Origin of the sequence: Nonomuraea sp. NPDC059007 (genome assembly GCF_042740555.1) — a bacterium.
Classification (GTDB): Bacteria; Actinomycetota; Actinomycetes; order Streptosporangiales; family Streptosporangiaceae; genus Nonomuraea.
In genome coordinates this window covers 1-14,018 of sequence record NZ_JBHYJD010000080.1, presented here as the reverse complement: position 1 = coordinate 14,018, position 14,018 = coordinate 1, and the positions used below count along the sequence as shown (strand labels likewise).

Genomic DNA, 14,018 nt, shown 5'->3' with positions numbered 1-14,018 from the left:
TCAAGAAGCGGGCGCCCCCCGGAAGAGGGGAGCGCCCGCATTGTTCAGAACGCGCCGGTGGTGGTCCCGCCGCTGCCGGTGGCGGGGGTGGTGAAGGCGCTGTTGGCGCCCGGCTGCCACTGGTCGGCGGTGTCGGGGAAACCGGCCTCCTGGCGCTTGACGCACTTCCACTCGACCGGGGTGTTCGGCGGGAGCTTGCCGATCGTGCCGGTCCAGGTCGGGTACGCCGTCGGCGACAGCTTGACCGCACTGGCCACCGACCAGCTGCCGAGCTGCGGGACGCTGCCCACGGCGTAGACGGACTGGCCGGGCGTGGTGGTGCCGTTGGCGCAGGAGAACGTCATCGACACCGGCGCCTGGCCGAGCGTGAACACGAACGTCTTGGCTGTGGTGACGCTCACGGTCGCCGACTTGGCCACGACGAGGTTGCCGCCCGCGTTGTACCAGCCGCTCGCCGCCGCGTCGAAGGCGGCCTTGTTCGCGTGCTGGGTGAGCGGCGTGCCGTTCAGCGTGACCGCCGAGGCCTGGGTGTCGGTGACCAGCTCGACGACGTTGCGCCGCGCGGCCGGCGCGCCCGTGTACGTGCCGCTGGACGCGGCCACCGTGACGGTCGCGGCCGACCCGCTGAGCTGCTGTCCGAGCTGTGTCGTCCGTACGGCCCCGCCCTGGTAGGCGGTGGTGGCCCCGTCGTCCTCGTAGAGGGTGAAGTTCGAGGCCGCCGGATCTGCGTACACCCGGGCGACCAGCTCGTCGCGGGTGGTGGCGTCGGTCCGCTTGCCCAGCACGTTCATGGTCTTGTCGTCCACGAACATCTTGGGGATGATCGCCCCCGCCCTGGCGAAGGCGGGCAGCCGGAACTCGCCGCCGACCCACAGCGGCCGGTCGTTGAACCACTGGCCGGTGCTGGTCAGTTTCTCGCCCGTGCGGTAGTCGAACCATGTCCCCGCGGGCAGGTACATGTTCCTCTTGCGCTCGTTCTTGCCGGCCACGACGCCGACGAGGAGGTCGCGGCCGATGAGCTTCTCGCTGCCCATCTCCCGGACGTTCGGGTCGTTCTGGTAGTGGTAGACCAGCGGTGGCACCAGCGGCTCGCCGGTCCGGTTGGCCCGGTGCGCGAGCGAGTAGTAGTAGGGCGTGAGCTCGTACCTCTGGCGGAGGTTGGCGAGGTTGCTGGCCACGTGGCCGATCTTGTCGGGGGAGGTCTGCGCGCAGTTGCACAGGTTCTCGGTGTGCGGGCGGACCGGCACCTCGAACCAGGCGCCGTTGGCCAGCCATTGGGTGTAGAGCTCGTTGAGGTCGGAGTCGAGCATCTCGCGGCGGAAGCCGCCGATGTCGGAGCCGAAGTAGTCGATGCCGGACATCGACATGTGCATCTGGACGTTCTGCTGCTGGGCCAGCGCGGTCAGTTTCGAGCCGATGTCGGCCGACCACATGGCGACGCCGTGGCGCTGCATGCCGGCGGCGCCGGAGCGGGCCAGCAGGAAGGGGCGCTTGGTGGTGCCGCCGGCGTAGCCGCGGGCGATGCTCTCGGCCCACTTGAGGTTGTAGACGTTGTGGTAGTCGGCGTGGGCGTGCTTGCCGGGCAGGACTCCGGCGGTCCAGTCGCCCGCGTCGTACATCTCGGGCTCGCCGAGGTCGAGCCAGTGGCCCTGGACGCCCTGGTCGATCAGCGGCTTGCGCTTGGTGGTGTGCCAGTAGTCGCCGGCGGCGTCCTGGGTCCAGTCGATCATGCCGCCGCGGCCCCACCAGTCGTTGGTGGTGAGGTAGGCGGGCAGGCAGGTCGCGCAGCCGGCCCGGTTGAGGTAGCCGCGGGTGGCCATGTCGGAGTGCTCCGGCAGGTTCCTCCCGATATAGGACTCTTCTATGGTCATCAGGCCGATGCCCTTGTTCGCCTGATAATCGGAAATAGCGGCAGATGGGTTGGGGAAGTCTGACGTATCCCAGGAAAGTGAGCCCATGCGGGTGTTGTCGGAACCGGCGGTCACCCCGCCGAACCACGGCAGATCCAGCACGAAGCCGTCCACCGGGAACTTCGCCGTCCGCAGGCCCGTGAGCCGGTTGTCGATCTCGGCCCAGTTGTCGTAGCCGAACTCCGACACCCACAGGCCCAGCGCCTTCTTCGGCGGCACCGGCGGGCGGCCGGTCAGCTCCAGGTAGTCCTTGCGCAGGTCGGGCAGGTCCGCGCCGGTCATCGTGTACCACCGGAGCTGGTCGCCCCAGGTGTCGACCGTCCAGGGGTCGCCGGTCAGGTTCCACTCCTGCTTGTAGACCTGGTCGAGCAGGAGGCCGTAGTTGAGGTTGCCCGCGCCGACCGCGAACAGCACCGGGATCTGGGCGTTGCCGACCGGGCCGTTGTCGGTGTCGTAGGCCATGGCGTTGCCGTACTGGCCGCCGGGGGTGCGGGTGCGCCCCACCCAGTCGCCGTCGGCGCTGCCGCCCATGAAGAACTGCTCGCCGAGGCCGTAGGCGTTCTGGATCTGGCCCTTGGTGAGGCTCAGGCCCTTCCACGCCTGGCCCAGGTTGCGGGGGCAGGCCTCGTACAGCTGACGGGTGGGGTCGGAGACCTTCACGCACAGCGTGCCGGGGGTGACCTCGACCTTCATCGCGGCCGTGGTGAGCGTGTTGCCCGACTGGTTGAAGCTGGTCGGGCCGGTGTAGTCCTTCTTGGCGATCTGCGGCGTGGTGAACAGCGGCGCGCCGGTCCCCGGGCTGGTGCCGTTGGCCAGTTCGAAGTGCACCAGGTCGTCGTCGAGGAACTCCACGATCAGGTAGGTCGAGCCGCTGGTGAACTGGACCCGCTGCACCGCCGCCTGCGCGGGCAGGGCGACGAGCAGCGGGGCCAGCAACGCGGCCAGGAGGATCAGGACGCGTCTCATGGCCGGGCCACCACCAGGTTGTCGAGGTTGATCCCGTTGCTCGCGTATTCGATCTTGATGGTGTGGGCGCCCGCGGTCAGGCTGACCGGGAGCGTGGCGGTGCCCCAGGTGTCCCAGTTCGGCTGGGCGGGCAGCGACAGGGTGCCGGCGGAGACGCCGTCCACGTACACGGTGCGGGTGGCCGCGACGGTCGTGGAGTAGCGGAACTTCAGCTGGTGGCTGCCCGCCGCGTCCGCCTTCACCTGGAAGGTGACCGCGTCGCCCGCCTGGGCGAAGCCGTCCACGAAGCCGGTGCCGGTGTAGCCGGGGTGGTTGTTGTTGGTGCTCGTGCCGGTCCCGGCGGCGAACTCGGCCTCGTAGGCGGCCTTGTCCACGCCGTTGAGCACGATCGTGCGGTTGCCGGTGGCACTGGCCAGCTTGACGTGCGTGAGCTGCTGGACCGGGTCCCACCACCAGCCCTCCGACGCCGCCTTGAGGTCGGCGAGCGTGGCGCGCGCCGTCGCGCCGGTGACCGTGGTGGGCTTGGTGGAGGCCACCTGCAGCGTGCTCGTGGTGGTCAGCGCGGGGACCGTGATCGTGGCGGTGTGCGCGGCCCAGTTCTCGGCGCTGGAGATGGTACGGCTCACGCCCGCCGAATCCTCGAAATACGAGTACGAGGTGGACCCCGCCGGATAAATCCGGAAGGCGAGGTTGGTGTAGCTGGAGACGCTGTTGCCGATCTCGCCGCCCAGCTCGTAGTCCGCGTTGAGGTTCAGCGGGATGATCGCGCCCGGCTTGGCGTAGACCGGGATCGTGTCCAGCCCGGCGGCGTACGTCTTGGTGCCGGGACCGGTGAAGCGCCCGCCGTTCCACAGGTCGTACCACTCGCCCGCGGGCAGGTAGACGTTCCTGGACGAGGCGCCCTGCGCGGTGACCGGCGCCACGAGCAGTTGCGAGCCGAACATGTACTGCTGGTCCTGCGCCGCGGCCGTCGCGTCACCGGGGAAGGAGTAGCTCATCGCGCGCATCATCGGGGCGCCGGTGACCGAGCTCGCCTTGGCCTCGGTGTAGAGGTAGGGGATCAGGTTCATCCGCACGTTGGCGAACTTGCGGAACGTCGGCACGACCGTGCTGTTGCCGGTGCGCGCCTGCACGTTCCACGGCGTGCGCGCCTCGGAGACCGACGGATTGGCCTTCTCCGAGTGGTACTGCATGACCGGCGAGAACACCGCCTGCGCCGCGCTCCGCAGATACAGCTCCGCGCTCGGGAAGTCGCCGGTGAAGCCGGCCAGGTCCCACGCCGTGTACGGCACGCCCGACTGCCCCGCCGAGATCATCGCCCGCACCGCCTCCTGGAAGGCGGGGAAGCTGGAGTTCTGGTCACCCGCCCAGAAGATCGAGTTGGCCTGCGCGCCCGCGGTGCCGGCCCGGCTGAAGATCGTGTTCTGCGCGTTCTTGCCCTTGACGTAGGCGTTGTAGGCCTGGGTGTAGCTGTTGGGGTAGGCGTTGTGCATCTCGTCGCCCTTGCGGCCGTCGGCGAACTGCACGCCCCTGCCGAAGATCGCCTCGCTGCCGTCGGTCTTGAAGCCGTCGATGCCCACCTCGTCCATGAGGTAGTCGCGCTTGCTCATCCACCAGTTGGTCGCCGCCGCGCTGGTGAAGTCCGGCACCGTGCTGTCGCCGAACCACTGCCCGGTCGGGATGCGGTACGGGCCGTTCGTCGGGTTCTTCACGACGTAGTTCTGCGCCTGCGCGTAGGCCCTGTCGTTGAGGTGCTGCTGCGGGGCGGTCGGCGGATTGCTGTCGAAGTTCTCCTTGAGCACCGGGATCTGCCAGAGGATCACCTTCACGCCCTTGTTGTGGGCGTTGGTGACCATGGCCTTGGGGTTCTGCCAGGCGGTGCCGGCGGGGAAGGTCAGGTTGGCGTAGGAGAGCTTGCCGCTGCCGGGCGTCGGCGTGTACGTGGCGCCGTGCCAGACGTAGAACGTGGCCTCGTCACTCCACTGCTCCAGCACCAGGGCGGTGTGCGGGATCTTGTTCGTGGCGACCTTGTCGAGCTCGCTCTCCACTTCGGCCTGCGTGTTCCACTCGTTGGCCGACATCCACACGCCGAACGCCCACTTGGGCGGCAGCTGCGGGCGGCCGGTGACCGCCGTGTAGTCGTCGACGATCTTCGCGGGGGTGCCGGTGAAGACGTGGTAGTCGAGGGTGGAGTTCAGGGCGCCGCCGGTGTCCACGGTGAAGGCCGCCCGGTCGCCGGGGGCGAAGCGGGCGTAGCGGCTGGTGTTCACGTAGAGGCCGTAGCCGGCCGAGTTCAGGAAGAACGGGACGCTCAGGTAGGTGCGCCGGGTGGCGCCCTGGTCGCGGTACTGGTTGTAGACGTAGTTGTGGACCTCGGTGCCGCGCTGGTCGAGGCGGTCGTAGCGCTCGCCGTACCCCTCGAAGCGCTCGCCCGAAGGCGAGCTGTACGCGTCCTCGATCTTGGTCACGGTCGTGGCGCCGTCGCCGGCCCAGCGCAGGTTCGCCGCGTCCTGGCGGGTGATCAGCGTGGTGCCGTCCGACTTGTAGACCGACAGCCGGTACGGCGACTTCTGGATCTTCAAGACCATGGCGCTGGTCGAGATCGTCAGCGTGCCCGCCGAGTCGGTCACCGTGTAGCCGGAGGTGCCGGAGATGTTCAGGCCCTGGCCGTTCGGGGCCACCTGGCTGCGGAAACGTTCGGCGGCGGGGAAGGCGAAGCGGATCTTCGGCGTGAAGCCGCCCCCGCTGTCGCCGGTGGTCACGTCGACCGAGGTGCCGTTGTTGGTGAAGCCGGTGACGTTGGTCGGCGAGCTCCACGAGGTGACCGTGAACGGGAACGGGCCCACGGACTTCTGCCCGCCGCCGTTCACGTCCGCGTTGACCGTGTAGCTGATCTTGTCGCCGCGGGCGAAGCTGCCCAGGTTGATCTTCCAGTAGCTGTTGTTGCCGCTGTTGTAGTCCCAGGCGGCGCCGACCGGGGTCTGGTTGACGCCGTTCTTGGTCCAGGTGGCCCAGACGGTCTGGCCGGGTTCGATCGGCCAGGTGGTCGCCTTGACCGTCACCGCCTCCCCGGCCATCGGGTCGCGCGGCGTGCGCTCGTGCGGCTCGCTGGAGTACAGGTCGTCGATGCCGGTCGGGTGGTGGAAGACGCCGTCGAGGGCGTACGCGGGGACGGCGACGAGGGAGGCAAGCAGGACGATCGCCGCGACGACGACGCCCGACCGTAAGCGGATCACGGGTGGAGCACCTCTCAGACGGAGAAGACGGCGGACAGCTCGGGCCAGCGCTCGGCGGAGCAGAGCACGGGCGGGCGGTCGAGGGGAGCGGGCAGCGTGACCTCCTGCCCGCCGTCGAGGCGCGTGCCGGTCCAGACGTCGACCCACGCGCCTTCTGGTAGATAAACCGAGATTTCCGAAATGTCAGGCTCGGTGACCGGCGCGACCAGCAACGCGTCCCCCAGCTTGTACTGCAACGGGAAACGCCAGATCGCCGGATCGTCCGGGTGGTCGAAGAACAGCCCCCGCATCAGCGGCGCGCCGCCGCCGACCGCCTTGCGCGCCTCCTCCACCAGGTACGGCACCAGCCGCTCGCGCAGATGGGCGAACCGGCGGAAGACGGGCAGCACCCGGTCGTCACCGGTGCGCTCCGCCACGTTCCACGGCGTGCGGTCCCGGCTCGGCGTGCGGTGGTGGTTGAACTCCGAGTGGTACTGCATGATCGGCATGAAGCACGAGGTCCCCGCCGCCCTGAGATACAGCTCAGCCCCCGGAACCTCACCGGAGAACCCGGCCAGATCCCACCCCCAGTAGACGATCCCGCAGGCGGAGGCGGTGATCCCGGCCCTGATCGAATTGCGGAACGCCGGCCAGGTCGAGTCCTCGTCCCCGGCCCAGAACGCGCCGTGCGGCTGCGACCCGGTGAACCCGGCCCTGCTGAACGTCACCGGCGCCTTGCCGGCGGCCCGCAGCAGGTCCCCGAACGCGCGCGCGTAGTGCACGGGGAACAGCCCGTTGCCCTCCGCGCCCGAGCGCCCGTCGGCGTAGCGCAGGTCGTGGCCCCACGCGTGCTCGCCGCCGTCGGTCTTGAAGCCGTCGACGCCGACCTCCTCGACCAGGTAGCGGCGCTTGGCCGTCCACCAGTCACGGACCTCGGGCGAGGACAGGTCGGGCATCAGCGCCAGCGGGAACCACCAGCCGCGGTTGCGGTAGGGCCGCCCGCCGGCCTCCTTCACGCCGTAGCCGCGCTCGGTGAGCTGCCGCGCGTCCACCGCCGCCTGATGCCGGGGGTGCGGGCGCGTCTTCTGCAGCGGGATCTGCCACAGCAGCACCTTCACGCCGCGCTCGTGCAGCTCGTCGACCATGCCCTTGGGGTCGGGCCACGGGCCGTCGGCCGGGAAGGTGTAGTCGGCGTAGCGGTGCGGCTCCTCGGCCGGCTCGTAGACGGCGCCGCGGAAGGCGGTGAACGTGCTCTCGTCGCTCCACGCCTCGATGACCAGCGCGCCCACCGGGATGTCGTGCTCGCGGTGCCGGTCCATCTCGGCCATCACCCGCTCCTGGGTGTTCCACTCGTTGCCGCTGGCCCAGAGCCGGAACACCCATGCGGGCAGCTCCACCGGCCGCCCGGCGTCGTCCAGGAAGGCGTCGAGCACCCGGGCGGGGGCGCCGTCGTAGGTGCGCACGGTCAGCTCCGCCTCGGGCCCGACCTCGGCCTCGACCCGGATCGTGTCGCCGATCTCGTACCAGGTGCGGCGGCTGGTGACCACGTGGAAGCCCCAGCCGCGCCCGCCCACCACCAGGGCGAACGGCATCGGCAGATAGGTGCGGCCGTGCTCGCCCTGCGCCTTGTACTGCTCGAACACCACCGCGTCGAGCGCGCGCCCGCGCTGGTCCACGGCGTCGAAGCGCTCCCCGAACCCGACGACGTGCTCGCCGCGGTCCAGCTCCAGCTCGAACCGCACCCGCCGCACGCCGTCACCGTCGCTCAGCCACCGCACGCTGCCCGGCACGATCCGCTCGCCGTGCAGCTTCCCGCCGCCCTCCGACCAGACCGCCGCCGTCACCTCGAACCATCTGCTCGTACGGCTGCCGCCGTCCGCCAGCCGCGCCCGGAACCGGTAGCGGTACCGCCTGCCCGCCTCCAGCGCCGGAGTGGTGACACACCACGACCCCGCCGCGGCCCGCGCCGCCCTCGCCTGCGCGGCGGCCAGATGCCCACCGTCAGCCTGCCCACCATCGGGCTTCTCGCCGTCGGGCTGGTCACTGTGGGCCTGGGCGTCGCTGGGTTGGGTGTTACCGGGTTGGGTGTTACCGGGTTGGGTGCCGGCGGGCTGGGTGTCGCCGGCGCGGGTCAGCGCGAGGCTGATCGCGGGGGCGCCTTCCTCGTGCCACTCGCACTCGATCGCGCTGACCTTGGCCGACGCCCGCACCCGCAGCTCGACCACCTCACCCGCGAGCGGCGCGGCGGGCACGCGCTGGTCCTCGGTCAGCGCGTACGGGTGGCCGGAGCCGAAGGGCCGGTGGCGGATCATGAGGAGACTCCCAGCTCGTCGGCGAGGATCAGGTACATGCCGTGCGACCACAGCAGCGGCGTGGCCACGGTGCCCCAGCGGTCCAGCCACTCCTGCTCGTACTCGGGGGCCAGCAGCAGGTCGGACACCTGCTCGGGCAGGTCGCCGGAAGGGGTGGCCTGGGCGGCCATCCAGTCCAGGTAGCGGCGGGCCTTCTCCGGCCGTCCGGCCCGGGCGTGGTTCCAGCCGAGGAATCCGGCCAGCAGCACCCAGCGGCCGCCGCCGTAGAAGGTGTCCTTCAGGTAGCGGTAGACGCCGCCGTCGCGGGCCAGTTGCCGCTCCACCTCGGCGACCGTGGCCGCGCCGACCGGATGATCGACGGGGTAGAGGCCGAACGGCTCCACGCAGGCCAGTAGGCTGCCGTCCACCGCGTCGCTGCCCAGCCACTTGCGCAGCCGTCCGTCCACCACGCCTTCGGCCGACACGAGCGCCTCGATCCCGGCCACGGCTTCGGCGGCGGCCGTACCCTCGGCGGGGGAGAGCACGCCGAGCGCCCGCGCGGCCCGCAGACCGGCGTGAATGGAGCCGAGCGTGGCGACGTGCCGCCGCTCGACGTTCTCCTCCCACCAGTCGTAACAGGGCAGCGACCAGAAGGCCGACAGGTAGCGCGCGGCGGTGCGCACGCCCTTCTCGGTCTCCGGCACCGCGCCGTGGCGGCGGGTGTGCTCGGCCAGTGCCCACAGCCAGGTGCCGTAGCCGTCGAGCTGGAAGTCCCACCACCCGTCGTCGCCGTTGAGCCCGTCGAGGGTGAAGCGGGTGGGCAGCATGTCGCCGGGCGGGATCGGGCCCTCGCGGGAGATCAGCGACTCGACCTGCCCGGCGCGGTCCGCGATGACGCCCGCCGACCAGCGGTGGAAGGCGGCGCCGCCGTCGGCGTCGCCGTGCCTGCTCACCCCCTCGGCGATGAACGCGCCGTCGCGCAGCCAGGAGAAGCCCTGGTAGGCGGAGAAGGACGGCGAGGCCGGGTAGGCCCCGCTGGACGACTGGTACCTGCGGATCACGTCGAGGCTGTGGGCGACGAGGGACACGGGTGCGGAACTCCTCAGCAGATCTGTTCGGTCAGCCCAGCAGGGCGTCGACCTTGGCGGCGGCGGACTTGAGCGCTTCCTCGACGGGCTTGCGGCCGGCTGCGGCCTCGGTCAGCTCCTTGGTCACCGCGTCCTGCATCTCCTGCTGGCGCTTGATGACCGGAGGAAGCGCGATCGACTTCAGCGAGTCGAAGACGGCCTGCCGGTTGGCGGGCTTGGGATCCTTGAGGTATCCGGCCAGCAGTTGCCGGTCGGAGACGGGCGGCAGCTCCCACGAGGAGGCGATGCGGGTATTGGCCGCGACGTCGGAGGAGCTGAGGAACTTGGCCCAGGCGTAGGCGGCCTTGCCGTTCTTGGTGGTGGCCGAGGCGGCGACGGCGTTGTGGAAGACGGCGCTGGCCTTGGCCGAGTCACCGGGCTCGACGACGACGTCCCACTCGAACGGCACGTCCTTCAGCCCGGCGAACTGCCAGATGCCGTTGTGCCACATGGCGAGCTTGCCGGACTTGAACAGGTTGGTGTCGTAGTCGGCGGTGCCGCCGATCTCGGCCTCGGTGGGCATGGTCTTGCCGACCTTGGACACCAGCCAGGTGGCGGCCTTGACGCCGGCGGGGCTGTTGAAGGTGGCCTTCTTGCCGTCGGCCGACAGGAACTCGCCGCCGGCCTGCTTGAGCGTCTTGTAGAACTCGAAGAACTGGACCGGCTGGTAGTCGCCGTACACCTTGGCCTTCTTGTCCGTGAGCTTCTCGGCGGCGGCCTGCTCGTCGGCCCACGTCCAGTCGGCGGTGGGCGGCTCGATCCCGGCCTTCTTGAACAGGTCCTTGTTGTAGAAGAGCACGACGGTCGAGAAGGAGGCGGGCAGCGCGTACTGCTTGCCGTCGTGCTTGAAGGAGTTGAGCGACTCGGCGGCGTAGGCGGAGCTGTCGCCGTCGCCCGCGACCGCGCCGAGGTCGAGCAGGGAGCCGGCGCCGGCGTAGGTGACGAAGTTCTCGTAGTTGAGCTCGAAGGTGTCGGGGGCGGTGCCGCCGGCGATGCTGGTCTGGAGCTTGGTGAAGTACTGCTCGTAGGGGGCGGTCTCCACCACGACGTCGATGGTCGGGTTGGCCTTCTCGAAGGCCGCGGTGATCGCGTCGAGGTCCTTCACGTGGTCGGGGGCGGCGGAGAAGGTGAAGTAGCGCAGCGTCGTCTTGCCGCCCTCGCCGGTGGGGGCCTTGGTGGCCGATCCTTGGGAGCACGCGGTGGCCAGCAGCGCGGTGGCGACCAGGGTGGTCATGATCTTTCGCGACATATCCGTAGTTCCTTTACTTGAGCCCGGTTTGGGCCACGCTGGCGATGACGTGCTTCTGCGCGAAGACGTAGAGGATGAGGATGGGCACCACGCTGACCACCGAGCCGGCCATGACCACGTCCCACTGCGTCGTGAACTGGCCGTGGAGCGTGGCCAGGCCGAGCGGCAGCGTCATGAACTCCGGCGACTTGATGATGATCAGCGGCCACAGGTAGCTGTTCCAGCTGGCCATGAAACCGAAGATGGCGAAGGTCGCCAGCGCCGGCCGGATCAGCGGCAACACGATGTACAGAAAAATCCGGAAATGACCGGCCCCGTCCAGCACGGCCGCCTCGTCGAACTCCTTCGGCACCTGGTTGATCGCCTGGCGCAGCAGGAACACCCCGAACGCCGAGGCGATCGTCGGCGCCAGCAGCGCGAAGTAGGTGTCGACCAGGCCCAGCGTCCGCATCTCGATGAACAGCGGCACGACCAGCACCGGCAGTGGCATCATCAGCGTCGCCAGATACACGCTGAACAGCGCCCCGCGCCCGGGGAACGGCAGCCTGGCGAAGGCGTAGGCGGCCGTCGCGCTGGTCAGCAGTTGCAGCACCGTCGAGGCCACGCCGATCCACACGCTGTTGACCAGGATCCGCCAGAACGGCAGCGTCTCCATCAGCTTGCGGTAGGCGTCGAGGCCCGCGCCGTCCGGCGTGAAGTCCGGCGGTACGGCCAGCACCGCGTCACCCGGCGTCAGCGAGGTGATGACCGCCCAGGCGAACGGGAACAACATCACCGCCGCGCCCAGCGCCACCAGCAGATACCTGGCTGCCCTACCCATAGGTCACCCACCTGCGCTGGGCCCTGATCTGGACGGCCGTCACGATCAGCACCACGATGAACAACAGCCACGAAAGGGCCGAGGCCATGCCCGCCCTGCCGTACCGGAAGGTCAGGTCGTAGATCTGCGTGACCACCACCTGCGCGTTGCCGCCCGCCATGATCCGCACCTGGTCGAAGACCTGGAAGCCGTTGATCAGCGAGATCACCACCACGAAGAACGTCGAGGGCGACAGCAGCGGCAGCGTGATCCGCCGGAAGCGCTGCCAGGCCGACGCGCCGTCCACGAGCGCCGCCTCCTGGTACTCCTTCGGGATCGCCTGCAGGCCCGCCAGAAGGATCACCATGACGAACCCGAGGTCCTTCCAGGCCGAGGCCAGGATCACCGAGGGCATCGCCCAGTCGGGGTCGGTCCACCAGCCGGGTCCGCTGACGCCCACCAGCCCGAGCGCCCAGTTGACCAGGCCGCTGGCCGGGTTGAGCAGCCACTTCCACATCAACGCCACGACCACCCAGCTGGTGATCACCGGCAGGAAGTAGATGCCGCGCATCAGGCTCCTGCCGCGCATCGCCCGGTTGAGCAGCAGCGCCAGGCCCAGGCCGCCGGCGTAGACGAGGGGGAGGTAGCCGGCGATGAAGTACAGGGTGTTGCCGAACGCGGTCAGGGTCTGGGGGTCACCCAGCAGTTCGGCGTAGTTGCCGAGGCCGACCCAGCGCATGTCGGTGATCAGGTCCCACTCGTGCAGGCTCGTCCAGAGTGAGCCCAGCATCGGGATGATCGTGTAGAGCATCAGGGGGATCGCGCTGGGCAGCAGGAAGACGGCCACGGTTCCGGCGTAGCGCCACTTGCCGCCGCGCCTGGGTGAGACGGGCTTCATGGGGGCCGCCGGGACCGCTGTCTTGGGCGCCGTCGTGGTCTGGGGGCCGGTCATGTCGCGGCTCCTATCAGCCGGGCGCGTACCAGGCGGCCCTGCTCGCCCGCCGCCCCCGCCGCGTCGAACGGGGTGGCCAGCACCAGCGCCGCCGCGCCCTGCGCCCAGCTCGTGTCGTCCCAGCTCTCCACCTCGACCGCGATGTCGCGCCGGCCCGGCAGCAGGTGCGCGCGCAGCGTGGCGTGGAAGCTCTCGCTCCAGTGCGCCCACTGCGCCGTGCCCTCGCCCAGGACCACCACGACCTCGGGGTCCACCACGTTCACGAGCCCGGCGGTGGCGCGGCCGAGGATGGCGGCCGCGTTGGTGAACACCTCGCGCGCCGGGCCGGGGTGGACCGCCGCCCGTCCCAGCTCCCTGATCGCCGCGCCCTCGGTGACCCGCGCCGGGTCACCGGTCCGCAGGCCCTTGGCGCGGGCGGCGGCGGCCAGGCCGGCCGCGCCCACGAACGCCTCCAGGCACCCGGTCGCGCCGCACCCGCACACCGGCCCGTCGGGCGCGACGGGGACGTGGCCGAACTCGCCCGCGCCGCCCCTGGCGCCGCGGTACACGCGCCCGTCGGCCACCACGGCGGCGCCGACGCCCCGGCCTATCGTCAGCACGAGGAAGTCGCGGTGGGTGCGGCCTCTGCCGTACAGGCGCTCGGCCGCGGCGAGGGCGTTGACGTCGTTCTCCACCAGCACCGGCAGGTCGAGGCGGCGGCGCAGCCGGTCGCCGACGGGCATGGCCTGCCACCCGAGCGTGGGCGCGTTCACGGTGCCGACTGCCTGGTCCTCGACGCTGCCCGGCACCCCGACGCCGACGCCGAGCAGCGGCGGCGCGCCGTCGATCTCCTCCAGCACCGAGGCGATGGCCGCGCCGAGCTCGTCGAGGCAGCCGGGGGCGGCCGGGTCGAAGGGCCGCTCCCAGGAGCCGAGCACCTCGCCGTCGAGCCGGACGTCCACGAGCACCAGGTGGTCGGCGGTCACCTTCACGCCGAGCGCCCGGCCCGCGCTGCCGACGAGGCCGAGCCGCTGCGCGGGCCGGCCGCCGCGCGACGGCTTGAGGTCGAGCTCCTCCAGCATGCCCGAGCCCATCAGCTCGCGGGTGAGCTGCGTGACGCTCGCGGGGCTGAGGTCCAGCTCCCGTGCGATCTCGGTACGGCTCAGCGGTCCCACCGTGCCCAGCAGGGCGAGGATCGCCGTCCGGGTGAGGTCGCCGCGGTCTGTGCCTGCCATTCCTTCGACTGCCCTCGACTTTCTTTAGTCATAAAGTTAGTGGTGAAAATATGCGGCCGGAGCTCCTCACCTGTCAAGAGGTGAGATGTGCGGACTTTTGTGAACCTGGAAGGTTAGAGGTGTTCCGTCCGGGCGGGCGTCGGCAAGGTGGAAGCACGGGGGACACGGGGGCGGTACTGGCTGTGGCGGAGGCGGTGATGTCAGCGACCGCACCGCTCCGGCCAGTGCCAGCGAAGACGAGCTGGGGGGCGCGTCGGCGTAAAACCGCGAAGCCCCCGCCGGACGGGACCCGGCG

At 70.3% G+C, this 14,018-nt stretch carries 8 protein-coding genes; all 8 read right to left on the bottom strand.

Annotation, left to right across the window (positions count from 1 at the left end; all coding sequences use genetic code 11):
• Positions 1-44: 44 nt before the first annotated feature.
• Genes ACFWY5_RS54960 through ACFWY5_RS54925 form a run of 8 tightly spaced genes read right to left on the bottom strand, consistent with a single transcriptional unit; the run spans position 45 to position 13,723 of the window.
• The gene (locus tag ACFWY5_RS54960; RefSeq protein ID WP_379639933.1) at positions 45-2,876 is read right to left on the bottom strand and encodes a TIM-barrel domain-containing protein; all 2,832 of its coding nucleotides are present in this window, start codon (positions 2,874-2,876) and stop codon (positions 45-47) included.
• Entirely contained in the window at positions 2,873-6,112 is a 3,240-nt protein-coding gene (locus ACFWY5_RS54955; protein ID WP_379639931.1) for a TIM-barrel domain-containing protein, read from the bottom strand. Before ACFWY5_RS54955 ends, ACFWY5_RS54960 begins: the two co-directional genes overlap by 4 nt.
• 14 nt (positions 6,113-6,126) lie before the next feature.
• Positions 6,127-8,403, bottom strand: coding sequence for a TIM-barrel domain-containing protein (locus tag ACFWY5_RS54950; RefSeq protein ID WP_379639930.1), 2,277 nt, complete (start codon positions 8,401-8,403; stop codon positions 6,127-6,129).
• Positions 8,400-9,470, bottom strand: coding sequence for a glycoside hydrolase family 15 protein (locus ACFWY5_RS54945; RefSeq protein ID WP_379639929.1), 1,071 nt, complete (start codon positions 9,468-9,470; stop codon positions 8,400-8,402). Before ACFWY5_RS54945 ends, ACFWY5_RS54950 begins: the two co-directional genes overlap by 4 nt.
• Before the next feature lie 31 nt (positions 9,471-9,501).
• On the bottom strand, positions 9,502-10,758 hold the full coding sequence (locus tag ACFWY5_RS54940) for an ABC transporter substrate-binding protein (RefSeq protein ID WP_379639927.1): 1,257 nt from the start codon (positions 10,756-10,758) through the stop codon (positions 9,502-9,504).
• Positions 10,759-10,771: 13 nt separating this feature from the next.
• Positions 10,772-11,578 (bottom strand): carbohydrate ABC transporter permease, encoded by an 807-nt coding sequence (locus tag ACFWY5_RS54935; protein ID WP_379639926.1) that lies wholly within the window; start codon positions 11,576-11,578, stop codon positions 10,772-10,774.
• Complete coding sequence (locus ACFWY5_RS54930) at positions 11,571-12,509, bottom strand: carbohydrate ABC transporter permease (protein ID WP_379639925.1); 939 nt, start codon at positions 12,507-12,509, stop codon at positions 11,571-11,573. The genes ACFWY5_RS54935 and ACFWY5_RS54930 overlap by 8 nt, the downstream gene beginning before the upstream one ends.
• Positions 12,506-13,723, bottom strand: a complete 1,218-nt coding sequence (locus ACFWY5_RS54925) for an ROK family protein (protein ID WP_379639924.1) — start codon at positions 13,721-13,723, stop codon at positions 12,506-12,508. The genes ACFWY5_RS54930 and ACFWY5_RS54925 overlap by 4 nt, the downstream gene beginning before the upstream one ends.
• Positions 13,724-14,018 lie beyond the last annotated feature (295 nt).

Bases quoted from the DNA above. Each gene is read 5' to 3' on its own strand.
- ACFWY5_RS54960 (WP_379639933.1), bottom strand. From the start codon at position 2,876: ATGAGACGCGTCCTGATCCTCCTGGCCGCGTTGCTGGCCCCGCTGCTC.
- ACFWY5_RS54950 (WP_379639930.1), bottom strand. From the start codon at position 8,403: ATGATCCGCCACCGGCCCTTCGGCTCCGGCCACCCGTACGCGCTGACC.
- ACFWY5_RS54930 (WP_379639925.1), bottom strand. From the start codon at position 12,509: ATGACCGGCCCCCAGACCACGACGGCGCCCAAGACAGCGGTCCCGGCG.
- ACFWY5_RS54925 (WP_379639924.1), bottom strand. From the start codon at position 13,723: ATGGCAGGCACAGACCGCGGCGACCTCACCCGGACGGCGATCCTCGCC.
- ACFWY5_RS54940 (WP_379639927.1), bottom strand. From the start codon at position 10,758: ATGTCGCGAAAGATCATGACCACCCTGGTCGCCACCGCGCTGCTGGCC.
- ACFWY5_RS54935 (WP_379639926.1), bottom strand. From the start codon at position 11,578: ATGGGTAGGGCAGCCAGGTATCTGCTGGTGGCGCTGGGCGCGGCGGTG.